Source organism: Bilophila sp. (assembly GCF_057864385.1).
Map to the genome: position 1 here is coordinate 1 of NZ_DBMAFI010000039.1, position 24604 is coordinate 24604.

Below are 24604 nucleotides of genomic sequence, written 5' to 3' on the forward strand. Positions count from 1 at the left end.
TCCCCTCTCCCTCCCAAGACTTTCGACGGATGGGGAGGCCGCGCAACGGAAGTTCCGTTGGGCGGCTTTTTTTTGAAGGCTGTGTTATAGAAAATGGTTGATGCTTTTTTCCTTGAAGTTCCAAAGGGATAACCGGAAAATGTCTTAACCGTGGATCCTGCCAAGGGGAAAACCGGAGAAAAAGGCTATATTTTCACCTCACTGTGGAGATGAGCAAACTATAACAGAGCGTTTTTGAAAGGATCCGTTATGGCAAAAGGTTGCCATTTTGTTTTGCTCTGTCATGGAATGCTATTGCTTCATCCCACAGTATGGTGAAAATACGGCCTTTTTCTTCAAGTTCTCCTTTGGCGGGCGCTATGGTTGAGGCTTTTTCTTGGCTATTCCTTCGGAACTTCAAGAAGGCATCAGCCTTTTCTATGATACAGCCTTTTGTTTGGGCTCTATTACATGGTTGTTTCATCTCCACAGTGCGATGAAAAATAGAGCTTTTTTTCTAGTTTTCCCCTTGGCGGGATCCACGGTTAAGACATTTTCCGGTTATACCTTTGGAGTTCCAAGGGAAAAAGCATCACCCATTTTCTATAACACAGCCTTTGTTTTATATAGGTTATAGCAAATATTGAAAAATATTTTCAGCCGTTGGGCCTGTCAGCAAATATCTCCCCAAAACCTAGTGAAATCAATTACTGCAAAATGACGTCAGCCAAAGACTGCGGCAGAGGCTTTGGGGGAAGAGGCTTTAGGGTAACTATAGACAGTTGTTTCAGCATATAAAAAATACACGGCATCAAACTGTTTGATGCAGGCAGCAAGGGCGGCTCTTCCCCCTAGGGCATGTCGTTACACTATATAACAACTTGAAATTATTAAAATATTTTGATACTTAAAACAGTTAAACAATTTTCAATAGATTATATAATTAAAGCCCCCCCCTGAAAAGCGGGGCTTCAATATCAGCCTTCCCGCCGAAAAGAATCCGTTGGATGCCGTTGCCAAAAGCGCCGCTTGCGGCTATGCTTTGATCATGATTCCATCCTCCACAGACCGCCTCTTCCTTTTCTCTTCCATAGCGGGCCGTCCTGTCCCGTGTGGTCTGTGCCTTCGCCTTGCATCCGCGAACTGCCTCCCCCCCTGAGCGCCTTGCGTGCTCCGGTGAGGTGACACCGGACCCTTCCCCCATCCACGCGCATTCCATACCGGGTATGGAAGCGTCTCCGAGCAACTAGGGCTGCACGCCTTGAGCGTGTGCTTTCGTCCTGCCGCATCCTCACTCCATGCGTCAGGCTATCCTTTACTTGTATCTTGTGAGGCTCCCATGAAAAAATTCCTGCTCCCCGCTTTCGCCGCAACGCTTCTTTTGGCCGCCACTGCCGTGGCCGCGCCCCTCGACGCCTTTAAAAGCATGAAAGGCACTCTGGACATTGCCGGAGGCACCGCCCACATCCCGGTCATGAAGGAAGCCGCCAAACGCATCATGACCGCCAATCCCGACATCCGCATCACCGTGGCGGGCGGCGGTTCCGGCGTGGGCGTACAGCAGGTGGGCGAAGGGCTCGTCCAGATCGGCAACACGGGCCGCCCGCTGAAGGACAAGGAAATCAAAAAATTCGGCTTGAAAACATTCCCCTTCGCCATTGACGGCGTGGCCCTCGTGGTCAATCCCGCCAACAGCGTGACCGACATCACCGCCCAGCAGGCCGTCGACATCTACAACGGCAAGATCACCAACTGGAAGGAACTCGGCGGAGCCGACGCGCCCATCACCCTGTACACCCGCGAAGACGGCAGCGGCACCCGCGAAGTGTTCGTGGAACGCGCGCTGAACAAGGGCTCCATCGTGCAGTCCGCCAACGTGGTGAACTCCAACGGCGCGATGAAGACCGCCGTGGCGCAGGACAAGCAGTCCATCGGCTACGTGGGCATCGGGCATGTGGATAAGAACGTGAAGGCGCTCGTCTTCGACAAGATGGTTCCCTCGCAGGAAAACGCCTCCAACGGCACGTATAAAGTGACCCGCCTGCTGTTCATGAACACCAAGGGCGCCCCCGAAGGCATCACCAAAGCCTTCATCGACTACATCTACACCCCCGAAGGCACCGAAATCATCAAAAAGAGCGGCTACATCCCCACCGGCAGGCAATAACCCGCCCCAACACGGAAAGAATGGGGAGCCCACCTGTCTCCCCACCTTCCATGTTCACAATGCATTCATCCCCTGATGAACCATAGTGCCCGACCTCGTGCACACTGGCGTTGGCGTCCTCTCCCCCCCCAAAAAAACGGACGCCAACGCCGCCTTCCCCTTCCTCAGGGAAAACGGCATCAGGGATCGATAACGGACGTCTCTGGAGGGGGAGGGGTGGGCGCGGGCAGTGCCAGCCGTTTGGGGAGGGGAAAGAGCCCCTCCTCTCAGCCCCTCCCTTTCCCCAGCAGCCTTTCCATACACCTCAACACGGACAGCTTGATGGACACTTCACTCACGGAGCGCGGCGGGCTCCCCCTGTTGGCGGCATGGCTGGCCGGGGCGTCCGTGTGCGCCGTCTTCGCCCTTATCGCCTGCTTCGCACTGCCCGTCGTGTTCAGCGCACAGGGGGGCCAGATATTCAACTGGGTCTGGCGCCCGGATACCCATGAATTCGGCATCCTGCCCATGATCGTGGGCTCGCTCCTGCTGTCCGTCTCCGCCCTGCTCCTGAGCTGGCCTCTCGCGGTCGGCGTGGCCTGCACCATACAGGACGGCGGGAAAAACCACCTCTTCGGCGGCACCGTCGCGGGCATCATCCGGTTCATGACCACGATCCCCACCGTGGTTTACGGCTTCGCCGCCGTCTTTCTGCTTGTCCCCATCGTCCGCGAGGCCGCGGGGAAAGGTTCCGGCCTCTGCTGGCTCTCCGCAGCCCTGATGCTCGCCCTGCTCATCCTCCCCACGATGGTTCTGGTCATGGATTCAGCCATGCGGACGAAGGAAAAGGACGTCCGCATCACCGCCGCGGCCCTTGGCTTTACGCACTCCCAAACGCTGGCCTGCCTCGTGCTCCCCGCCTCCCGGCGCTGGCTGCTTACGGCGGCCATCCTCGGTTTCGGGCGCGCCGTGGGCGATACGCTGATCCCGCTGATGCTCACGGGCAACGCCCCGCATGTGCCGGAATCCCTGCTCGGCAGCCTGCGGACGCTGACCGCGCACATGGGGCTCGTCACGGCCACCGAAGTGGGCGGCCCGGCATATAATTCCCTGTTTGTGGCGGGCGGGCTGCTCCTCCTCACCAGCGCCTGCGTCAGCCTTGCGCTGCGCAAGCTGGCATCCGAATCCGGCGAACAGCTTCCCGGACTGCCCGCCCTCTGGAGACGGCACGCGCCTTCCGCACTCCGCCCGCTGTCCTTCATTTCGGGGATCGCCGTCGCCTCCGCCATCGCGTGCCTGCTCGGATTCCTGCTGTATCGCGGCCTGCCCACGCTCGGCCCGTCCCTCCTCTTCGGAGACACCCCGCCGCTCCGCGCCCTGCTCGGCACCCTGCCCGTTTGGGACGGCATCTGGCCCGCCTGCGCCGGGACGTTCTGCCTCATCGTGACGACCATGCTCCTCGCCGTCGGGCCGGGCATCGGCTGCGGCATCTATCTTGCCGAGTACGCCTCGCCTTCCATGAAACAAAGGTTCGGCGTGCTCATGGACATCCTCGCGGGCATACCGTCCATCGTCATGGGGATTTTCGGCTTTACGCTCATCCTGTTCCTGCACCGCCTCGGCATCGCCGGAGCCAGCCCCGGCATCCTGCTCGCGGGCGGCTGCCTCGCCCTGCTGGTTCTGCCCTCGCTCGTGGTCACAACCCGGACGGCGCTGGAAGGGCTGCCCGCCTCCCTGCGCCTGACGGGGTTCGCGCTCGGCCTGACACGCAGCCAGACAGTCCGCCATATCCTCGTGCCGCAAGCCAGCCAGGGCATCCTCGGCGGCGTCATGCTGGCTATGGGCCGCGCCGCCGAAGACACGGCGGTCATCCTGCTGACCGGCGTGGTCGCCAATGCGGGCCTTCCGTCCGGCCTCGCCGTGCGCTTCGAGGCCCTGCCCTTCTTCATCTATTACACGGCGGCCCAATACCAGACGCCGGAAGAACTCGAACGCGGCTTCGGAGCCTCGCTGACGCTCCTGCTGCTTTCGGGAAGCCTTCTGCTCGCCGCATGGTGGCTGCACGCCCGCTATCAACGCCGCAAGGACGCCCGTTCCCTGCGGGAGGGAGTTTCCGCATGACGCTGGCAGCACGTATCCGGCGGCTTTCCGTCGCCTTCCACGGACGCACGATCCTCCATGACATCACCCTGGACATCCCGGCAGAAGGCATCACCGTCCTGCTCGGACGCTCAGGATCGGGCAAGACGACCTTCCTCCGCGCCCTGAACCGCCTGAACGAATGCCTGCCCGGATGCCGGACATCCGGCGAGGCCGAACTCCGTTTAGGCGGCGAACTCCGCCCGATCTATGCCGGACGCACCGGAGAGGCCGCACTCTCCGACCTGCGCCGCCGCGTGGGTATGGTCTTCCAGACGCCCAATATCCTGCCCGCCAGCATCCGGCAGAACATGCTGCTCCCCCTTCAACTGGCAACAGGATTCCCTGCCTCAGAATGGCAGGAACGGATGGAACGCAGCCTGACGGAGGTGGGGCTTTGGCAGGATGTCCGCTCACGCCTGCGGGAACCGGCTTCGATACTTTCGGGGGGGCAGCAGCAACGCCTCTGCCTTGCCCGCACGCTGGCGCTTGAGCCGGAAATGCTGCTCCTCGACGAACCCACGGCATCCCTCGATCCCGCAACAACCCATACCATTGAAAACCTGCTCCTCAGGCTGGCGGATCGCTATCCCATCCTTCTCGTCTCCCACGGGCTGCCGCAAGCCAAAAGGGTGGCTTCGCGGATTGCCCTCTTTGGGAAAGGACGCCTGCAAGGTCTGATCTCACCCGAAGAACTCCCCAGCGAGGCGGAAATGAACCGCTTTTTCGACGGCGAGGACGCTGCAAACCGTTAAGGGAAACGTGTGGCTCTCCTCCTTTCCCCAGCAAAGGGAAATCCGCCCCGCCGGAACACAGAGCCGCTTCTTCAGCGCATGGCCTCCACAATACAAAAGGCTCTGTCAGAGCATAGTTGTTTCATGTCCACAGCACGGTGAAAAGACGGCCTTTTTCTCCAGTTTTCCCCTTGGCGGCATCCATAGCTGGGGCATGTTGCCGGTTATTCCTTTGGCACTTCAAAAAAGCATCAACCATTTTCTAGGCCGTGTCGCCATTTGACATAGAACTATTTGAAACCATTTGAAAACAACCTTTTACAACCTAAAAACAACTCAATAATTTCAATAAATTATATCTAATTGACGACACGATCTAGGACACAGCCATACAAAAAAACGCGCACCCCGACGGCTGCGCGTTTCCTCATTGCTTGTCAGCATACTTTTACCACTGGTCTATCCACTCACGCAGAAGCGCCTGCCCCGTTTTTTTGGCGCTCTCACCCACGCGTTTGGTTTCCTCGCGCAGGCGGCGGGGATCGATGGCGGCGCGGGCCAACTCGCAGGCATGCCCGACAAGCCATCTTTCCAGCTTGTCCGCATCGGCCTCCGGGTGGAACTGCAACGCCAGCACATGGTTCCCCATGCGGAACGCCTGATGCGGGGTCAACGGGGTGGAAGCCAGCAGTTCGGCACCTTCGGGCAAATCAAACGTGTCCCCATGCCAATGCAGAACCGGGCGGTAACCATCAAGAAAACGCAAGGGCGACTTCCTGCCCGCCTCGGTGAGTTCCACGCCGCCCCAGCCGATTTCCTTGCCCTTGCCGGGATATACGCGGGATTTGAGCACGGAGGCAATGAGCTGCGCCCCCAGACAGATGCCGAGCAGCGGCTTTTGCGACTCCAGGCGCTTCCTGATGAGATCTTTTTCATCCTTGAGAAACGGATAAAGCACCTGATCGTAAACCCCGATGGCGCCCCCAAGAACCACGGCGAGCTCAGCGGACAGCCATTCCTCTTCGGTAGGCGGTTCATCCACCGGGCAATAGCGGATGGCAAACCCTTTCTCTTCCAGCACAGGCGCGAAAGTCCCCATGTCCTCAAAGGCGACATGCTGCATAACCAGACACTGTTTCATATGATACGCCTCCTGCGCCGCGCGTCCTTCCCCCCCGGACCGCACAGGCTTTTCGTTTGGATTCTATTGATTTTACTCCATTTGGCAAGCCTCATCCGGGTTCTTTTTTCCGCGGGGCCATTCCCCTCTGGTTTTCCGGCTTCCTTTTCCCTATGCTGTGCCCCACGGCGGCATCTCAGGCCGTCCCGCAACCTGCACAATCCAAAAGGACACCATCCTATGAATCGCATTCTGGTCATGCACGGCGTCAACCTTAATATGTTCGGCAAGCGCGATCCCAAACATTACGGGACGGAAACGCTCGAAGACATCAACGGCAAACTTTCCGCGCTCGCCGGGGAGCTCGGAGTGGAGGTTTCGTTTTTCCAGTCGAACTATGAAGGCGCGTTTGTGGAACGGATTCAGGAGGCGCACGGGGACGGCACGGACGGCATCGTACTCAACGCGGGGGCATGGACCCATTACAGCTATGCCATCATGGATGCGCTGGCAATCTTGAGCATTCCGGTCGTGGAAGTGCATATGTCCAACGTCCACGCCCGCGAAGCCTTCCGCCATTTTTCCGTGCTTTCCGCCGTGACACGGGGTTCCGTCGCCGGGTTCGGCAGCGGCAGCTATCTGCTCAGTTTGCGTGCCGTTGTTGATTTGGTGAGAGGGTGACGGGTGGAGGGGCATTGTGGGGGAAGGGAGGGGAAACCTTTCTGGAGAAAGGTTTCCCCTCCCTTCCCCCACACCCCCATCCCTCCTCTTCCAAAGACTTTTGACCTTATCGAATCCCTTATGACAGAACGGACGGAACATTTTAGCCGGTCGGGGCAAAGGACTCCCCAGTATTCTGCTGTTACCTATTAACAACAAAACAACAACCGCTCTCATAACGGCGGGTTATCGTTTCGGCCGCCTTGTGCCCCAGCAAGCTGAACCCTATGACAAAGGCTCTGTCAGAGTATGTGGTTGTTTCAACTTCACAGTGCGGTGAAAAGTATAGCCTTTTTTCCAGTTTTCTCCTTGGCGGAATCCACGGTTAAGGCATTTTTCCGGTTATCCCTTTGGAGTTTCAAGGAAAAAGGCATCAACCATTTTCTATAACGCAGCCATGACAAAAAGGAGCCTCTTTTTTAAGGTCCTGTCAGGGCATATGGTTGTTCTATCTCAATAGTATGACGAAAATATATACTTTTTTCCAATTTTTCCGCTGATGGACTCCATGATTGGGGAATTTTATTGGCTATTTCTTGAAGTTTCAAAGGAATAACCAGCAAAAAGCCTTAACCGTGGATTCCGCCAAAGGGAAAACTGGAAAAATCTGTATTTTCAACGCGCTCTGGAGATAAAACAGCCACATACTCTGACAGGGCCTTAAAAAAGAGGCTCCTCCCAAGTACGGGAAAGCTGAAGTCAGGGATTCGATAAGGTCAAAAGTCTTTGAAGGTGGGGGTCCGGGGGAGGAAACTTTCTCCAGAAAGTTTCCTCCCCCGGTCTTCCTCCCTATTCCCCTCCAAGCTGGCGCTTCCACCAATGAAGGCCGAGACACAGCACGGCGGCAGTCTCCCAGCGCAAAACGCGCTCGCCGAGCGTCGCGGGCAGGAACCCCGCACGGGTGAGCTTCTCCACTTCCTGCACCGTAAAGCCCCCTTCAGGGCCGACCACGCAAAGAGTCTTGCCGGGCTGCCCCAGCGTGTCCGGGGTCAGCGACATGACCGACTTGTGCCCGCTCTCCACGAGCACATGCCGATGCTCACAGCCGAGCTCCTCGGCCAGCGCGATGAGCTCACCCACGCCGCCGGGCATGGTACGCAGTTCGGGCAGCCACGGGTTGCGGCACTGCTTGGCTCCGGCAACAAGCTGCCCCTGCCATGACTCCTTGATGTCCGACGGCACGGGGAACTGGCTCCGCTCGGCCTGCCACAGCCAGATCCCGCTGGCTTCAAACTCCACGGCCTTCTCCAAAATCCAGCCCCGGCGGGCGGCCTTTGTCCAGCCGGCCGCAAGGATGACCTTCGATTCCGGTTCGGGGTACGTCCACTCGTCAAGAAGCTGCAAGGCTACGGTCTTGGCGTTCTTCTTATAGGGCAAAACCCGGAAACGCCCCTCGCGCCCCTTGCCGTCCAGGACACGTACCTCCTCACCCTCGCGGATACGCAACACGCGGGTCAGGTGATGGCTCTCCGAAGCGTCCAGTTCATAGGGGGCATGCCACAGATCGGGCTCCAGAAAAAACGTGCGCGCATCCGACCAGTCCGGCGGTTCGGGAATTTCATTCTCTGCCATGATGTTTTCCTTCAAAAAAAGTCCGCGGTACGCATACCGGAAACCGATATGGCGGCACAGGAAATTCGCATCGGCGAAGGGTCTTGTCAAATGCCCCTAAAAAAGGACGCTCCCTTTTGAGAAGCGCCCCCAGTTCCCCGAACGTCCCTGTTACCCTTCGGCAACAGGTTTTTGCCGGGACTTGCGCACCGACTCGAATTCGTCCTTGAGGCTGACAAGACGCCGATAATTCTTGCGTATCTCCACGCCGCCCTTGCTCAGCTTTTCGTCCGGGCAATTGATGTAGCGCCGGAGCAGGTAACGGTCATCCAGCATCATTTCCATATAGTGGAGCACGCTCAGCATCAGCGGTTCAAAGTAGTTGCCGAGCTCGAACTTGAGATCCCGCAGCAGCCCGATCGCTTCAATCAGCATACGGCTGTAGGTCAGCCGTTCCCCCTTATAGTTCCGGGAAACGATGTCCTCAAGATAGCGCACCGTGCGCGCCTGACGGATATAGGCATATTTGCTCATCACTTCCTGCTTGAGATCATGCAGGAGCGCAAACGCTTCTTGATTTTCGGGGTTTTTGAGGTAGGCGTCCAGTACCTTGGTGCTATTGTTGTAAAACTCTTCACTGTACCCGATGATGCGGCGCTGGTTTTTGGACAGCCACGAGAACAGGAACTTGAGGCGCTTTTCGTCCGTATCCGTATTCTCCACCAGCTCATTGCGCTTGTAGACCGCACGGCCCACATACTCGCCGCGCACAATGTCGTTGAGGCGCAGGATCATGGTGCTGGTATCCTTGACCACGTTCACGTCCGGCATCACCCGCCCCGTGAGCGGGTGGATCAGCTCCTGCCGCTCGACGGAAAGGGCACGATCCTGCCGCACGTTGTCCGCATTGTAGCGGTGCTGTTTGTAGGAAATGCGGATGATCACCACGCGTTTTTCGGCGTCCACGAAAAAGCCGCCCTCCCCGCACGCCCGGATCAAATCCTTCTGCTCAGGGTCGAGTTTCACAAGGGCGATTTTTTCAACACGCGGATAGGGCCGGTTCTCGCCGTTGTTCCAGATGGTCGTGATCGTCCGGTCGGACTGCCCAAGCACGCGCACCATAAACCGCTCGCCGAGCTTGTGCAGGCGCCGGGAAAAAAGCGCCGCCGAAGTCCGGCGCTCCGAGGAAATGGGAAAGCCGTACAATTCCATCAGGAACTGGCAGACGAACGTCCTGTTGCGTTCGTACATCTCGTTGTCGCCGATCTTGAATTTGCCGGTGCGCAGCCCGAACCGCTTGATCTCGCCGTCCATATCGGACGGGAATGAAGCGAAAAGCCCCGCAAGATGATAATGCCCGTAGACGTCCGTAGCGAACACATGGGCCCGATCCATCGCCAGCAGGTACGGCATCAGCGCGGGATAGTAGTCAAGCACGGCGGTATCCACGCGCCGGAACTGATCACGGAAAGGGTCTTGAAGTTTTTTGGGCAGGCGGCTTAGGAAGATCTGGACGTTGCGGGCGATGACGTGCGTTTCCAAGGGGCAGGAGGCTCCTTCCGCCGCGTTTACCGCACTGAGAACCGGATGGAGGATGTCGTATTGGAAAATTTCGCTGAAACTTTCCAGAGGCCGGGCAAAGGCCACCATGGAAAAACCGGGGAGCCCCTTGTATTCCCACAATTCCGCCTCGAAAGAAGGCAGGAGATCACGCGAATCGACCAGCGGATAATTTTCCGTTTCGCACCACGGCTTGAGCAGGCAGAACTTGACGTGTACCGCATCAAGAAAATGCTTGAGCGTTTCAAGATCAGTAATTTCGATAATATCAGAGAAAGAGTTGGTGTTCGACCAAGAAAAATCCCCGAGGGTGAACGCTTCTTTCCATAACAAAGACATGGTTGAACTCTCTTTCCGGCTTTATAGACCAAGCCCCTGCCCACGGAGCAAGGCCGCCTCTGTTCCATTACAAGCTCATGGGTTTTACGCCGTTTACCTATCAGAAATGCAAAAAAAATTCCACCCCTGATTTCCAAAAAAGACGGCTGCTCACCCATACGCGCCGCCTTCGCACCAGTGAAAATTTTGTACATCCGGGACAAACGGGAAGCGCCCCTTGAGGCATTCACCCTTTCAATGACTTTTGAAAGAATTCATTTTAATTTCATATAGTTGAATACAAATTTCATTAAAAGCGCGCATATCCCCGCCCCTTATGCCCCTTGGCATAGCGGCCTTTGATGGGGTATATAAAAAAATTCGCGGCATTGTTCGCATCCGTCAGGCCCACGCCGCGCAACGCAGCCCGACCGCTGCACACTCCGCAACACTTTCTCTCAGGTCATGAGACACGGAGCAGCCATGAGCATCATCAGCACCCAGATGAGTTCCTCCATCCAAAACGGCTCCTGGATCCGTCGCATGTTTGAAGCCGGCATCCAGCTCAAGCAGAAGTACGGCGACGACGCCGTATGTGATTTCAGCCTCGGAAACCCGGATCTCGCCCCCCCGCCCGCCGTGGGCAAGGCGCTGGCCGAATTCGTCAAACACGTGGACGAGCCGTTCAGCCTCGGCTACATGCCGAACAACGGGTTCGGCTGGGCCCGTGAAAAGCTCGCCGCCCATCTTTCCAAGGAACAGGGCGTCGGGCTCACGGCCAACGACGTCATCCTGACCTGCGGGGCCGCGGGCGCGCTCAACGTGATTTTCAGAACCGTCCTGGAGCCCGGCGACGAAGTGCTCACCGTGACCCCCTATTTCGTGGAATACGGCTCCTACGTGGGCAACCACGGCGGCACGCTCAAGAAGGTTCCTACCCTGCCGGGCACCTTCGGGCTTGACCTGCCCGCCATTGAGGCGGCCATCACGCCCAAGACCCGCGCCATGATCATCAATTCGCCCCACAACCCCACCGGCACGGTCTACTCCCGCGAAGAGCTCGAAGGCCTGACCGCCATCCTCGCCGCAGCCTCCGAACGCAACGGCCGCCCGCTCTACCTCGTGGTCGACGAACCGTACCGCTTCCTGGCTTTCGACGGCGTGGAAGTGCCGAGCCTGCTGCCCATGTACCCCTACGCAGTCCTGGCGAGCTCTTTCTCCAAGAACCTGTGCCTCGCCGGGGAACGCGTCGGCTTCATCGCCCTGTCCCCACTCTTCGCCGAGCGCGCCGAACTCATGGGCGGGCTGACGCTCGCCAACCGCATCCTCGGCTTCGTGAACCCGCCCGTCGTGGGCCAGCATATCATGGCGGGGGCGCTCGGATCGCAGGTGGACGTAAACATTTATGCCCGCCGCCGCGAAATGATGGGCAACGTCCTCTCCGACGCGGGCTATGAATTCCAAATGCCCAAGGGCGCGTTTTATTTCTTCCCGAAGGCTCCCGGCGGCGACGACGTGGCCTTCGTCAAGAAGCTCCTTGATGAACGCATCCTTGCCGTGCCCGGTTCCGGTTTCGGCGGCCCCGGCCATTTCCGCCTGGCGTTCTGCGTCGAGGATGAAGTCATCGCCCGTTCCGCCGAAGGGTTCAAGCGGGCCCGCGGGTAAGGAAGCCGTTTCGGGCGGCAAGGCAGCCGCCCGTTTTCCGCAGGCCCGGAATCCGTCCATCGGCACGGCCCCTTTGCGGGCCCCGGCGGACGGATTCCTGCCGAAGGAATCATTTCCCCAGCTTGGCAAGCGGCGTACTTTCAGTTCCATCCCTTCAAGCGCCAACCGGCTCGCGCCTTCCGCTGTTTTCCATCACGTTCCCCCCAAAAACACGCGCCTCCAGCCCCGCGAGGGCCGTTTCCCTGATTGGAAGATGCTGAGCGCCCTGCGGAAGGGCCCCCCTGCACCGCGAAGGCCGCTTCAAGGGATTGGAAGCCACGCCAAAGCCTCTACGGGAAGGTTTTTCCGTGGGCGCCTTCCCCGCTTTCCATCATGAACGCCCCTACAGTCTTGACATAAGCCGATCAACCGTGTAAGGAGTCCCGTTCACGAGGTTATCATGGCTGAATTACGGATTGCACTGAACAACATCGCCCCTGAAGGAAGGACGTTCGTTCTGGACGAGCCGGCCATCTGGTCGGTTCCCATGAAGGAATGCGGCATGGATTGCCGCGTCGTCCAGCCTCTTGTGGGTACGGTTACGCTTCTTCCTCAGGAAGACGGCTGCCTTGTGCGCGGCAACCTGAAGGGGGAGGTCGTCGTTCCCTGTAACCGTTGCGCCGAAGACGCCCATCTGATCATCGACAGCAGTTTCGACAGCTTCGAGCCGTTCCCGGAAGCGGACGACGAGGCGGGATCGCGCGGCGGCAAGGAAAAGCCGTTCGACAGCGAGGCCGATGAACTCATCGTCAAACTGGTGGACGGCGCGCCGGAGATCAATCTGGCCGGCCTGCTCTGGGAAGAGTTTGTGCTCGCCCTTCCGGTACGTCCTCTGTGCAAGCCTGATTGCAAGGGGTTGTGCCCCGACTGCGGGAAAAACCTCAATGAAGGCTCCTGTTCCTGCGTGCGGGACGAAGGTGATCCCCGTCTTGCGGCCCTCCGGGGTCTGAAAGTGAAAAAAAACTAGATTTTGCCGCCGAACCTTGTGTCTCCGGGCGTATTGGGCTATGCCATCCGGAGCCGCATCAACAGGCGACAGAGCCAAACCCTCGGCACCATGCCGAATCCTAAGGAGTGCCGTCATGGCCGTACAGCAAAATAAGAAGTCCCATTCCAAGAAGGGTATGCGCCGGTCTCACGATCGCGTGGCCACCCCCACCGTTGTGTATTGCACCTGCGGAGCCCCCACGGTTCCCCACGCTGCCTGCCCCAGCTGCGGCACCTACCGCGGTCGTCAGGTCGTTGAACAGAAGACCGCCGATGAGCAGCAATAAGACCGTTATCGCCGTCGACGCCATGGGAGGCGATCTCGGTCCCTCCGTGGTCGTCCCCGGAGCGATTGAGGCCGCCCGCCAGACCGGAGCCAAAATTCTCCTTGTCGGGAATGAGGCTACACTTGACGGCGAACTGAACAGACTCTCCCCTTCCGGGGTGGATCTGGAAATCGTCCATGCCCCCGAAGTCGCGGGCATGGACGAAAAGCCTTCGGACATCCTGCGCCGGAAGAAAAACGCCTCCATACAGGTCGCCTGCCGCCTTGTGCGCGACGGCGCGGCCCAAGGCGTCGTCAGCGCGGGCCATTCTGGGGCTTCCGTCGCGTGCGGCATGTTTATCATGGGCCGCATCCCCGGCGTGGAACGCCCCGCCCTCGCGTCGCTCCTCCCCACGGAGAAGGAACCCGTCGTCCTCCTGGACGTGGGGGCCACCGTCGACTGCAAGCCCTACAACATATTCCAGTTCGGCCTGATGGGCGACGCCTTCGCCAGGGACATCCTCAATAAGGAAGCCCCCCGCGTAGGCCTCCTCAGCATCGGCGAAGAGGAAGGCAAGGGCAACAGCCAGGTGAAAGAGGCCTACGAGCTGTTCAAAATGGCTCAGAACCTCAACTTCAGCGGCAACATCGAAGGGCGCGATCTTTTCACCGGAGACGTGGACGTGGCCGTCTGCGACGGTTTCGTCGGCAACGTGGCCCTGAAGCTCAGCGAAGGGCTGGGCCTGTCCCTCAGCCGCGTGCTCAAGCGCGAACTGCTCAGTTCCGGCTTTCTGCCCAAGCTGGGCAGCCTGTTGGCCAAGTCCGCGTTCAGGCGTTTCGCCAAGGTGGTGGACTACGCCGAATACGGCGGGGCCCCGCTGCTCGGCCTCCAGAACATTTCCATCGTCTGCCACGGCCGCTCCAACGCCAAGGCCATTTGCAACGCGACCCGCATGGCGACCCTGTTCGTCGAGAAAGAGACCAACAAGCGCCTGATGGAAACCATCTGCGCCAATGAGGAACTGACCCGTTTCGGCCGTTCCTGTTAGCCCTCCTCACAAACGCACGGACACCGCATGACAGAAATCCATATTCAAGGCTTAGGGACGTATGTTCCGAGCAAGCGGATCACGAACGTCGACTTGATGTCTCTGGTGGATACCAGCGATGAATGGATCGTCAGCAGAACCGGGATCAAGGCCCGGCACATGCTGGCGGACGACGAAAACGGCTCCGACGCGGGCACGGAAGCGGCGCTTAGGGCTCTTGAGGATGCTGGCATTGCGGCTGAAGACATCACGCATGTCCTGACGGCGACGTGTACGCCCGACTACCTGTGCCCGAGCACGGCCTGCATCATCAGCGGCAACATCGGCTCGCACGGGGCGATGGCGTTCGACCTCAATGCGGCCTGCACCGGCTTCGTCTACGGGCTGGACATGGCGTACGGCATCCTCGCCGCAAAGCCCGGAGCCAAAGTCCTGCTTGTGGGCTCGGAAGCCTTTACGCGCCGCCTGAACTGGGAAGACCGCACGACCTGCATCCTGTTCGGCGACGGCGCCGCGGCCGCCGTGCTGACGAATGGGGAAGCCGGGGCGCCCAAACGATGCCTGCCCTCGGCGCCCCGCCTCCGGGATGTCCGGTGCGGCGCGGACGGGCGGCAGTACCCCCTGCTTACCGTCGGCGGCGGGACGAGCCGCAACTACAAGCCCGGCGATCCCATCCAAAATGATTTCTATCTCCAGATGCAGGGGCGGGAAGTCTTCAAGCAGGCTGTGCGCAGCCTTTCCACCGTCTGCTCCGAACTGCTGGAAGGCAATGGCCTGACGCTCGAAGACATCGACCTGTTCATCCCGCATCAGGCAAACCTCCGCATCATCGAAGCCGTGGGGGACCGCCTCAAGCTCGGCAGCGAAAAAATATTCGTCAACCTTGATGAATACGGCAACACGTCGGCGGCATCCATCCCGTTGGGTATCGGCGACGCCTGTGCGCAGGGCCGTATCCGTCCGGGCTCCCGAGTCTTGCTGAGCGCCTTCGGCGGGGGCTTCACGTGGGGAGCCGCATTGCTGGAATTCTAGCCGCTTTTCCGGCTGGCATCCGTGTTGAATTCTGATTTCTTTTGAGCTACAAACAACTGAATACAGCATCAAGGTGAGAGAAATGAGCGAACAACTTTCCACCGCACTCGTAACCGGCGGCTCCAGAGGCATCGGCAAGGCCATTGCGGAGACGCTGGCGAAGGCCGGATATCAGGTGTATCTCACCTATGTCAGCAAGGCTGATGAAGCCGAAGCCGTGGCCAAGAATATTACGGCGGCTGGCGGGAAGGCCAGTGCCTTTCGCCTTGACGTTGCCGACGCCGAAGCGGTCGCGGCCTTCTTCAAAGAGCATATCAAGGATCAGGTCGAGCTGGGCGTGCTGGTCAACAATGCGGGCATCACCAAGGACGGCCTGATGCTGCGCATGAAGGACGAAGATTTTGACCGCGTCATCCAGACCAACCTGCGCGGCGCCTTCGTCTGCGTCCGCGAGGCCGCCAAGATCATGACCCGCCAGCGTCACGGGCGGATCATCAACATCAGCTCCGTAGTCGGGCAGATGGGCAATGCCGGGCAGATCAATTATGCTTCCGCCAAGGCGGGCCTCATCGGTCTGACCAAGTCCGCAGCCAAGGAGCTGGCCGGCCGGAACGTCACCGTCAACGCGGTCGCCCCCGGTTTTGTGGAAACCGACATGACCGCCGGCCTGCCCGATGACGTCCGCGCCGCCTATATTGATGCCATCCCCTTGAAACGTCTGGGAACGCCTCAGGACATCGCTGATGCCGTAGCTTTTCTGGCTTCGCCGGGAGCCGGATACATTACAGGACAGGTTATCGCCGTCAACGGCGGAATGTACTGTTAATCGCCGCGCCGTTTTTGCGGCGCGAACCGGCGGATTCCGTTTTGCGGAAGCGTCGACACAAGGAACGGGGCGCCAAGCCCCACTGCAACTCAAAAAGAACAAAACCGGGAGGATTCCCCCATGTCCGTTGAAGAACAGGTCAAAAAGATCATCATGGAACAGCTTGGCGTGACCGCCGAAGAAGTGAAGCCCGAAGCCTCTTTCGTTGAAGACCTCGGCGCCGACTCCCTCGACCTCACCGAACTCATCATGGCCATGGAAGAAGCCTTTGACGTGGAAATCGCCGACGACGACGCCCAGAAGATCCTGAAGGTCAAGGACGCCATCTCCTACGTGCAGAACCACACGAACTAAGCCTCGTTTTGTTCGAAGCACGGGAAACGAGAGCGGAGACGGCGGCCCGCGCGGGCGTTGTTCCTTCCGTTCCTGCTGCGCCAGAGTATTCTACCGGGCGTCTTGTGATCAGATCATAAGGCGCTCGACCACTTTTTGCTTCATGAGGGAATTATGAGCCGTAAACGCGTTGTTGTAACCGGTCTCTCTGCGCTGACGCCGCTCGGCGGCAACGTCACCGAAAGCTGGGATAACCTTCTTGCGGGGAAATCGGGCATCGGGCCCATCACCCTCTTTGACGCCTCCGGCTTTGATTCCCGCATTGCCGGCGAAGTCAAAGGATTCAACCCCGAAGCCTACGGCGTCCCCGCCAAGCAGGCCCGCCGGATGGATCGTTTCGTCCAGTTCGCCGTCGCCGCGGGCAACATGCTGATGGAACATTCCGGCCTCGTCATCAATGACGACAACGCCGGCCGGGTCAGCGTCATCCTCGGCGTGGGGCTCGGCGGCCTGCACACCATCGAAGTGTTCCACTCCCGCCTCGTCGAGGCCGGGCCGGGCAAGGTTTCCCCCTTCATGATCCCCATGCTGATCTCCAACATGGCTCCGGGCCAGCTTGCCATCGCCATAGGCGCCAAGGGTGCGAACATGGTGCTCACCAGCGCCTGCGCTTCAGGCACCCACGCCATCGGCGCGGCCTATACCGAGATCGTCATGGGCCGCTGCGACGTCTGCATCTCCGGCGGCGTGGAAGCGACCGTCACGCCTATGGGCATTTCCGGCTTTACCGCGCTGAAGGCGCTCTCCACCGCGCACAACGACGATCCCGAAAAGGCTTCCCGCCCCTTTGACAAGGATCGCGACGGCTTCGTCATGGGCGAAGGCGCGGGCCTGCTCATGCTGGAAAGCCTTGAGCACGCTCAGGCGCGCGGCGCGACCATCTACGCCGAAATCATCGGCACGGGCTCGTCCGACGACGCCTTCCACATGACCGCCCCCCGCGACGACGGCGAAGGCATGGTCGCCGCCATGCAGCGTGCCATCGCCGACGCGGGCGTCAGCCCCGACGTGGTTGACCACATCAACGCGCACGCCACCTCCACCCACCTCGGCGACATCTGCGAAACCGGCGCCATCAAGCAGGTGTTCGGCGAACGCGCCTATCAGATTGCCATCTCCGCGACCAAGTCCCAGACCGGCCATCTGCTTGGGGCCGCCGGCGGCGTTGAGGCCGTGTTCTCCGTGCTTGCCCTGCATACCGGCTATGTCCCCGGCACGATTAACTATGAGACGCCCGATCCGGAATGCGATCTCAACTGCATGACCGACGGCGCCAAGAAGCTTGACCCGCAGTACGCGCTCTCGAACTCTTTCGGTTTCGGCGGTACGAACGGCAGCATCCTGTTCAAGAAGTTCACGGCGTAAGCCCTTTCCAAGCAAGTTACGCGGTTGCATCTCTAAACTTTCATCGGAGCGTCCAATGGACCATATTCTTCTTGAAGATCCCGAACTGGCACGCGCTTTCCTGCTGGAAAGCGATCGGCAGATGAGCAAGCTGGAGCTTATCGCCTCCGAAAACTTCGTCTCTTCCGCCGTTCGGGAAGCGCAGGGGAGCGTCTTCACGCATAAGTACGCCGAAGGCTATCCGGGCAAGCGGTACTACGGCGGCTGCGAATTCGTCGACATCGCCGAAAACCTTGCCATCGAACGCGCCAAGCAGCTGTTCGGCTGCGGCTACGTCAACGTGCAGCCCCACTCCGGCAGCCAGGCGAACATGGCCTCCTACTTCGCGCTGGCCAAGCCCGGCGATACCATCCTGGGCATGAACCTGTCCCACGGCGGCCACCTGACGCACGGCAGCCCCGTGAACTTCTCCGGCCGCCTGTTCAACGTGGTTTCCTACGGCGTGGACAAGGACACTTGCCTCATCGACTATGAAGAGGTACGCCGCCTCGCCCACGAGCACCGCCCCGCGGTCATCGTGGCGGGCGCCAGCGCCTACCCCCGCACCATCGACTTCGCCAAGTTCCGCGCCATCGCCGATGAAGTGGACGCCAAGCTGCTTGTGGACATGGCCCACATCGCCGGCCTTGTGGCCGCCGGGCTCCATCCCTCCCCCATCGGGCACGCCCACGTCACCACGACCACGACCCACAAGACCCTGCGCGGCCCCCGCGGCGGCATGATCCTGTCCGACGAATCCTTCGGCAAGACGCTCAACAGCCAGATTTTCCCCGGCATTCAGGGTGGCCCGCTCATGCACATCGTCGCTGCCAAGGCCGTGGCCTTCGGCGAAGCCCTGCGCCCCCGCTTCAAGGATTATCAGGCGCAGGTGCTCAAGAACACCGCGACGCTGGGTGAAGAGCTCAAAAACGCCAAGTTCGACCTCGTTTCCGGCGGCACGGACAACCATCTGCTGCTCGTCGACCTGACCAACAAGGACATCACCGGCAAGGACGCCGAACACGCCCTCGACGCCGCCGGCATCACCGTCAACAAGAACACCGTGCCCTTTGAGACCCGCTCCCCGTTCGTGACCTCCGGCATCCGTATCGGAACGCCCGCGCTCACGACCCGCGGGTTCCGCGAACAGGACATGGTCAAGGTGGCGGGCTGGATCGACGCCGCCATCGCCAACGCCGGCAACGAAACCCGCCTTGCCGAAATCAGCAAGGAAGTCGCCGCTTTTGCACGGCAGTTCCCGCTGTTCGCCTGGTAGTTTTGCAGGGCCCTGCCCTGCACCCGCCGGGCTGCCGCCCGAACCCGCCCGGGGGGAATGATTCCCCCCGGACCCCCTCGGTGACGGGTACGCGCCGTTTCCGAAGGTAATACAAGCTATTGCTTGCTTCTTAAAAGCTCTTCAAACGGCGTTGCCGTTTGAAGAGCTGATAGGCGCCCCCTCCCGTGGCGTCTCCGTTTTTGCCGGGGTCCGGGGTGCGGCTCGCACCCCGGGCGGGGTCAAGGGGCCGCGGCCCCTTGCCGCCGGAGGCCCTCCCCGTCCCCCGCTCTTTCATTTTACAGAAGGATACCTTTATGTCCCGCGTCGCTTGGCCCGACTACTTCATGAACATCGCCCACCTCGTGGCGGAGCGCTCGACCTGCCTGCGCCGCAGGGTCGGGGCCGTAGCCGTCAAGGACAAACGCATCCTCGCCACCGGCTATAACGGCGCACCGTCCAAGGTGGCGCATTGCCTCGATATCGGCTGTCTGCGCGAACAGCTCGGCGTGCCTTCCGGCCAGCGGCATGAAATCTGCCGGGGCCTCCACGCGGAACAGAACGTCATCATTCAGGCTGCGGTGCATGGCATTTCCCTTGCCGGGGCTGAAGTCTACTGTACGCATCAGCCTTGCCTCATCTGCTCGAAAATGCTCATCAACTGCGGCATCACCAAAATCTGGTACGCATCGGGCTACCCTGACGAGCTCGCCATGCAGATGCTGAACGAAGCGGGCATCACGCTCGAACTCCTTCCCCTGCGTCCTACGCCGGATGGCTGCGGGCATACGGGCACCTCAGGAGAAAGCGCATGAGCCACCCGTACGAATCGTTCATGCGGGAAGCCGCCGGGCTCGCGGAACGCGGCCGCTGGGCCGCCGCACCCAATCCCACGGTGGGGGCCGTGCTTGTCCGTGACGGCATTGTCGTCGCCAGAGGCTGGCATACCGCTTACGGCAAGAGCCATGCGGAAGTGGAGTGCCTCAGGGACGCCGAGGCCAAAGGCGTCGATCCTTCGGCCTGCACGCTGGTCGTCACGCTTGAGCCCTGCAACCACCAAGGAAAAACCCCGCCCTGCACGGAAGCGGTGATAGCGGCGGGCATCCGCCATGTGGTCATCGGCCTGCGCGATCCCAACCCCAAGGCGGCGGGCGGCATGGAACGCCTCGCCGAAGCGGGCGTGAAGGTGGAGGCGGGCGTGTGCGAAGAGCTGTGCCGGGATCTGGCCGCCGATTTCCTGATCTGGCAGACCACGAAACGCCCCTATGTCATATTGAAGCTCGCCATGACGCTGGACGGGCGCATCGCCACCCGCACCGGGCATTCCCGCTGGATTACCGGAGAAACGGCCCGCCGTCAGGTGCATGAACTCCGCGCCAATGTGGGGCGGGCCGGGGGCGCCGTCCTCGTCGGCGGCAATACGCTCCATACCGACAACCCTTTGCTGACCGCAAGGCTTGACGGGCCGGTCGAACGCCAGCCGCTGGCGGTATCCATTTCCTCGCGCGTGCCCGCGCCCGACTCGCTGCTGCTGTTCAAGGAACGCCCCACGGAAACGATTTTCTTCACCACGGCGTCCGGGGCAGCCACGCCGCGCGCGGCGCAGCTCCGCGAGCGCGGCGTCCGCATCTTGGGCCTTGACCGCTGGAAAAGCGGCGAGGATCTTGTGCAGATCCTTGAATACCTGCGTCAGGAAGCGGGCTGCCCCTACGTGCTGTGCGAAGGCGGGGGGCGCCTTGGCCTCTCCCTGCTGGAAGCCGGGCTCGTCGATGAATTCCATCTCCACATCGCGCCGAAAGTGCTTGGGGACAACGACGCGCGACCGCTCTTCGACGGGCGCACGCCCCTCGAACTGGATGAGGCGCTCTCGCTGCGGTTGGTCAGCATGGAGCCCTGTGGGGAAGACGGACACCTTATATTCAGGCCGGTGCGCGCATGTTCACAGGCATAATCAACGGTCAGGGGAAGCTGCTGGCGGTGGAGTCCCACGGGCACGAAACCCGGTTTCGGATTCAGGCGCTTTATGCGCTCACGGACATTATTTTGGGCGAATCCATTGCCGTCAACGGAACGTGTCTTACAGTAGAAACGTCTGGCCCAAGCCTTTTTTCCGCCTATGCGTCCGCTGAAACCATGCGGCGCACGGCTCTCGGCCTGCTGAAACCCGGCGCCAAGGTCAACCTTGAGCGGGCGCTTGCCGTGGGCGATCGCCTCGGCGGGCATATCGTCAGCGGGCATGTGGACTGTGTGGCTGAAATCCTGTCCGTGCGGCGGGAAGGCGAGTCACGGCGCATCCGCATCGGTTTTCCCGCTTCTTTTGGAGCGGAAGTCATCAGGAAGGGCTCGGTGGCACTTGACGGCGTCAGCCTGACAGTGAATGATTGCGGGCCGGACTTTTTGGAGGTCAACGTCATCCCCGAAACATGGCGGGCAACGACGGCGGCCGAATGGGTTCCGGGCACGCGCATCAATATGGAAACCGACGTCATCGGCAAATATGTCCGCCACATGATGGCCCCCCACCTCGGCCTCGCCTCCGAGGAGGCGAAAACGGGGAAACTGTCGGTTGAATTCCTGCGCGAAAACGGCTTTTTCTGAGGATCAACGAAGCTGAGGACTTTCTATTATGGCTATTTGCAGTGTTGAAGAAGCGGTGGAGGATATCCGGCAGGGCCGGATGATCATTCTTGTCGACGACGAAGATCGGGAAAACGAGGGTGACATCACCATCGCCGCCGAGCATGTGACGCCAGAGGCCATCAATTTCATGGCGAAATACGCCCGCGGCCTGATCTGCCTTCCGCTCGGCCCCAGCCTCGTGGACAAGCTGGAACTCCCGCTCATGACGCAGCGCAACGGCTCCAAGTTCGGCACCAACTTTACGGTGTCCATCGAAGCCCGCAACGGCGTGACCACGGGCATTTCCGCGGCCGACCGCGCCCATACCATCCTCACCGCCGTCGCCGATGGCGTCCGCCCCGAAGATCTGGTGACGCCCGGCCATGTGTTCCCGCTCCGCGCCCAGCCCGGCGGCGTGCTCACCCGCGCCGGACAGACGGAAGGCAGCGTGGATCTCGCCGTGCTCGCCGGGTTGAAGCCCGCCGCCGTCATTTGCGAGATCATGAAAGACGACGGGACGATGGCCCGTATGCCCGATCTGGAGAAATTCGCCGAGGAGCACAACCTCAAAATCGCCGCTGTGCGCGACCTTATCCGCTACCATCTGCGGCACGGCCAGCTCGGCGTGCGCCGCGTGGCCGAAACCAAGCTCCCCTCCCGCTACGGCAACTTCACGATGATCGCCTATGAAAACGATATCAGCGCCGACACCCATGTCGCCATCGTCAAGGGCGACGTGTCCGAAAAGGGCGGCTCCGATCCCGTGCTCGTGCGCGTGCACAGCGAATGCCTGACCGGCGACGCGTTCGGCTCCCTGCGCTGCGACTGCGGCAACCAGCTTGCCGCCGCGCTGACCCGCATTGAAAAGGAAGGACGGGGCGCGGTCATCTATATGCGTCAGGAAGGGCGGGGCATTGGCCTCGCCAACAAGCTGAAGGCCTACGCCCTTCAGGATCAGGGCTACGACACCGTTGAAGCCAACGAAAAGCTCGGCTTCAAGGCGGATCTCCGCGATTACGGCGTTGGTGCGCAGATCCTGCTGGATCTGGGCATCCGCAAACTCCGCATCATGACCAACAACCCCCGCAAGATCGTCGGCCTGGAAGGCTACGGGCTCGAAATCGTCGGTCGCGAGCCCATTGAGGTGGGCTGCTGCGCCACTAATGAAGATTATATGCGTACCAAGCAGGAAAAGATGGGGCACATGCTCCACGTTTCCGGCAACCGTAAGTAACGAACGGCGCGCCGCATCCCGAAATGCGGCGCCTTACCCCATACAGACGAGGCTCCCATGAACCAAATCAAGACCATCGACGGGCATCTCAACGCGGCGGATCTCAAATTCGCCATCCTTGCAACACGATTCAATGATTTCATCGTGGATCGCCTCATCAGCGGCGCGGTGGACTATCTGATCCGTCATGGCGGATCGGAAGAAAACCTCACCATCGTCCGCGTTCCCGGCGCGTTTGAAATGCCCCTCGCCTGCAAGAAGCTGGCGGCTTCCGGCAAATACGACGGCATCGTCGCCGTCGGTGCCGTCATCCGGGGCGGGACGCCTCATTTTGATTTCGTGGCGACCGAAGCCACCAAGGGCCTTGCCCATGTGTCCCTCGAAAGCGGCGTGCCGGTGGGCTTCGGCCTGCTGACTACGGACAACATCGAGCAGGCCATCGAACGCGCGGGCACCAAGGCCGGCAACAAGGGCGTTGAAGCCGCCGCCGCCGTCCTTGAGACCGTTCGCGTGTTGCAGCAGATTTAAGGGGAAAAAGCTGTGGGAGGCGTCCACCCAGGCGCCTCCCTTCCCTCCGCGGGCCTTTTTATCGACGGGGAGGCTGTGCGGCGGGAACTTCGCCGCAGAGGGTTCTCTTTCGAGAAAGCGCCGGGCGTTGCCGGGCCATAACAAAACGGCAAGCCCCGGAAGGCTGTGGGAGCCATCCACAGCCGGAACGGTTCCCCGCGATCCGGGGAAAGGCCCGAACGGGTACGGGGCGGCTCTTCCCGAAGAAGGGTTCCCCGCCCCCATCCAGACCCGGCGGGCGCGGGGCGGCTTCTGCCAAGCCAACGGAGCGGAAGCCCCGGCGAAATGCCCGGCGGGTGCGGAGGCCCCCTGCCGCATACGGAAAGGGCCCGGTTCCCCAATGTCTTGCCGGCGGCGTTTTTCTCCGCTGCCGCGTTGTCTTCCGGGAAACTCCCGGAAGTTCGTTTTTCCGGCATTCCATCACTTTTGCACGAGGCCACTTCATGTCCAAAAACAGACCCCATGCCCGCCGCGCCGCACGTTCACGCGCGTTTCAGGTGCTGTACAGCCTACAGTTCTCTCCTTCGACCACCCTCGGGGATGTCCGTACCGCATTCCTCGAAATGCCCGATCCCACTGATGCGGATATGGACGAAAACGCCGAAACCCGCGAGGAAAAGCTGTACGGCTTCGCGTGGGAGCTGGTGGAGGGCGTCTGGGCCAACGTCAAAACCCTCGACAGCGTCATCGAACGCTTCTCGCAGAACTGGCGCGTGGATCGGCTCGGCAAGATCGAGCTGACCCTGCTCCGCCTCGCCGTCTTTGAAATGCTGTACCGGGCTGACGTCCCGCCCAAGGTCGCCATCAACGAGGCGCTTGAACTGTCCACCCGCTTCGGCGACGCCAAGGCCAAGAGCTTCATCAACGGCATCCTCGACGCGGCGATCAAGGCTCAGGAAGCCGGTACGCTCACAGTTGCGGGCAAGGCCGACGCCTGATAGATTGGCGGGGTTTGACGCCAACGCGGGCCGGAGGCGATCCGGCCCCCGACTATACAGCAATAAG

Annotated in this window: 23 protein-coding genes; 19 read left to right on the top strand and 4 right to left on the bottom strand. The window is 60.5% G+C overall.

Annotated features, from left to right (window positions below):
* Positions 1–247 precede the first annotated feature (247 nt).
* Positions 248–463 (bottom strand): hypothetical protein, encoded by a 216-nt coding sequence (locus ACZM8Y_RS12145; protein ID WP_487480245.1) that lies wholly within the window; start codon positions 461–463, stop codon positions 248–250.
* A gap of 855 nt (positions 464–1318) precedes the next feature.
* On the opposite strand from ACZM8Y_RS12145, the gene ACZM8Y_RS12150 reads away from it, so the two are divergent.
* The 3 genes from ACZM8Y_RS12150 (at position 1319) to ACZM8Y_RS12160 (ending at position 5019) form a co-directional block, all read left to right on the top strand.
* Entirely contained in the window at positions 1319–2146 is an 828-nt protein-coding gene (locus ACZM8Y_RS12150; protein ID WP_482333537.1) for a phosphate ABC transporter substrate-binding protein, read from the top strand.
* Positions 2147–2467: 321 nt separating this feature from the next.
* On the top strand, positions 2468–4246 hold the full coding sequence (locus tag ACZM8Y_RS12155) for a phosphate ABC transporter permease (RefSeq protein WP_482333535.1): 1779 nt from the start codon (positions 2468–2470) through the stop codon (positions 4244–4246).
* Positions 4243–5019 (top strand): phosphate ABC transporter ATP-binding protein, encoded by a 777-nt coding sequence (locus ACZM8Y_RS12160; RefSeq protein WP_308771628.1) that lies wholly within the window; start codon positions 4243–4245, stop codon positions 5017–5019. Before ACZM8Y_RS12155 ends, ACZM8Y_RS12160 begins: the two co-directional genes overlap by 4 nt.
* Positions 5020–5446: 427 nt before the next feature.
* Here ACZM8Y_RS12160 and ACZM8Y_RS12165 read toward each other — a convergent pair whose 3' ends face one another.
* Positions 5447–6139, bottom strand: a complete 693-nt coding sequence (locus ACZM8Y_RS12165; protein WP_302552140.1) for a glutamine amidotransferase — start codon at positions 6137–6139, stop codon at positions 5447–5449.
* A 219-nt stretch (positions 6140–6358) separates the two neighbouring features.
* Between ACZM8Y_RS12165 and aroQ the strand changes: the two genes are divergently transcribed.
* Positions 6359–6799, top strand: coding sequence for a type II 3-dehydroquinate dehydratase (gene aroQ, locus ACZM8Y_RS12170; RefSeq protein ID WP_482333533.1), 441 nt, complete (start codon positions 6359–6361; stop codon positions 6797–6799).
* An 828-nt stretch (positions 6800–7627) separates the two neighbouring features.
* Here the strand turns inward: aroQ and ACZM8Y_RS12175 are convergent.
* Both ACZM8Y_RS12175 and ACZM8Y_RS12180 read right to left on the bottom strand, forming a co-directional pair.
* On the bottom strand, positions 7628–8410 hold the full coding sequence (locus tag ACZM8Y_RS12175) for a 16S rRNA (uracil(1498)-N(3))-methyltransferase (protein ID WP_482333531.1): 783 nt from the start codon (positions 8408–8410) through the stop codon (positions 7628–7630).
* 150 nt (positions 8411–8560) lie between these two features.
* Positions 8561–10288 (bottom strand): hypothetical protein, encoded by a 1728-nt coding sequence (locus ACZM8Y_RS12180; protein WP_482333529.1) that lies wholly within the window; start codon positions 10286–10288, stop codon positions 8561–8563.
* A 462-nt stretch (positions 10289–10750) separates the two neighbouring features.
* On the opposite strand from ACZM8Y_RS12180, the gene ACZM8Y_RS12185 reads away from it, so the two are divergent.
* From ACZM8Y_RS12185 to nusB, 15 genes are all read left to right on the top strand, one after another.
* Positions 10751–11932 carry a pyridoxal phosphate-dependent aminotransferase gene (locus ACZM8Y_RS12185; protein ID WP_479858936.1) on the top strand — a complete coding sequence of 394 codons (1182 nt, stop codon included), beginning with the start codon at positions 10751–10753 and terminating at the stop codon, positions 11930–11932.
* Positions 11933–12371: 439 nt separating this feature from the next.
* On the top strand, positions 12372–12938 hold the full coding sequence (locus tag ACZM8Y_RS12190; protein WP_302552135.1) for a YceD family protein: 567 nt from the start codon (positions 12372–12374) through the stop codon (positions 12936–12938).
* A 115-nt stretch (positions 12939–13053) separates the two neighbouring features.
* Positions 13054–13245, top strand: a complete 192-nt coding sequence (gene rpmF, locus ACZM8Y_RS12195; RefSeq protein ID WP_005025810.1) for a 50S ribosomal protein L32 — start codon at positions 13054–13056, stop codon at positions 13243–13245.
* A complete protein-coding gene (plsX, locus tag ACZM8Y_RS12200; RefSeq protein WP_302552134.1) occupies positions 13232–14272 on the top strand; it encodes a phosphate acyltransferase PlsX in 1041 nt (346 codons plus the stop codon). Before rpmF ends, plsX begins: the two co-directional genes overlap by 14 nt.
* A 27-nt stretch (positions 14273–14299) precedes the next feature.
* Positions 14300–15304: a beta-ketoacyl-ACP synthase III gene (locus ACZM8Y_RS12205; protein WP_302552133.1), complete on the top strand. Its 1005-nt coding sequence runs from the start codon at positions 14300–14302 to the stop codon at positions 15302–15304.
* Between the two features lie 82 nt (positions 15305–15386).
* Positions 15387–16130: a 3-oxoacyl-[acyl-carrier-protein] reductase gene (gene fabG / locus ACZM8Y_RS12210; RefSeq protein WP_302552132.1), complete on the top strand. Its 744-nt coding sequence runs from the start codon at positions 15387–15389 to the stop codon at positions 16128–16130.
* Positions 16131–16250: 120 nt separating this feature from the next.
* Positions 16251–16484 carry an acyl carrier protein gene (gene acpP, locus ACZM8Y_RS12215; RefSeq protein WP_005025799.1) on the top strand — a complete coding sequence of 78 codons (234 nt, stop codon included), beginning with the start codon at positions 16251–16253 and terminating at the stop codon, positions 16482–16484.
* Positions 16485–16637: 153 nt separating this feature from the next.
* Complete coding sequence (gene fabF, locus ACZM8Y_RS12220; RefSeq protein ID WP_302552131.1) at positions 16638–17888, top strand: beta-ketoacyl-ACP synthase II; 1251 nt, start codon at positions 16638–16640, stop codon at positions 17886–17888.
* 55 nt (positions 17889–17943) lie between these two features.
* Positions 17944–19182 carry a serine hydroxymethyltransferase gene (gene glyA / locus ACZM8Y_RS12225; RefSeq protein WP_302552130.1) on the top strand — a complete coding sequence of 413 codons (1239 nt, stop codon included), beginning with the start codon at positions 17944–17946 and terminating at the stop codon, positions 19180–19182.
* A gap of 314 nt (positions 19183–19496) precedes the next feature.
* A complete protein-coding gene (locus ACZM8Y_RS12230) occupies positions 19497–19994 on the top strand; it encodes a deoxycytidylate deaminase (protein WP_302552129.1) in 498 nt (165 codons plus the stop codon).
* A complete protein-coding gene (gene ribD / locus ACZM8Y_RS12235) occupies positions 19991–21130 on the top strand; it encodes a bifunctional diaminohydroxyphosphoribosylaminopyrimidine deaminase/5-amino-6-(5-phosphoribosylamino)uracil reductase RibD (RefSeq protein ID WP_482333339.1) in 1140 nt (379 codons plus the stop codon). Before ACZM8Y_RS12230 ends, ribD begins: the two co-directional genes overlap by 4 nt.
* Positions 21115–21777: a riboflavin synthase gene (locus tag ACZM8Y_RS12240; RefSeq protein ID WP_337431333.1), complete on the top strand. Its 663-nt coding sequence runs from the start codon at positions 21115–21117 to the stop codon at positions 21775–21777. The genes ribD and ACZM8Y_RS12240 overlap by 16 nt, the downstream gene beginning before the upstream one ends.
* Positions 21778–21805: 28 nt before the next feature.
* Entirely contained in the window at positions 21806–23032 is a 1227-nt protein-coding gene (locus ACZM8Y_RS12245; protein ID WP_302552126.1) for a bifunctional 3,4-dihydroxy-2-butanone-4-phosphate synthase/GTP cyclohydrolase II, read from the top strand.
* A 57-nt stretch (positions 23033–23089) separates the two neighbouring features.
* The gene (gene ribH, locus ACZM8Y_RS12250; protein WP_302552125.1) at positions 23090–23560 is read left to right on the top strand and encodes a 6,7-dimethyl-8-ribityllumazine synthase; all 471 of its coding nucleotides are present in this window, start codon (positions 23090–23092) and stop codon (positions 23558–23560) included.
* A gap of 482 nt (positions 23561–24042) precedes the next feature.
* Complete coding sequence (gene nusB, locus ACZM8Y_RS12255; protein WP_302552124.1) at positions 24043–24537, top strand: transcription antitermination factor NusB; 495 nt, start codon at positions 24043–24045, stop codon at positions 24535–24537.
* Positions 24538–24604: the final 67 nt, after the last annotated feature.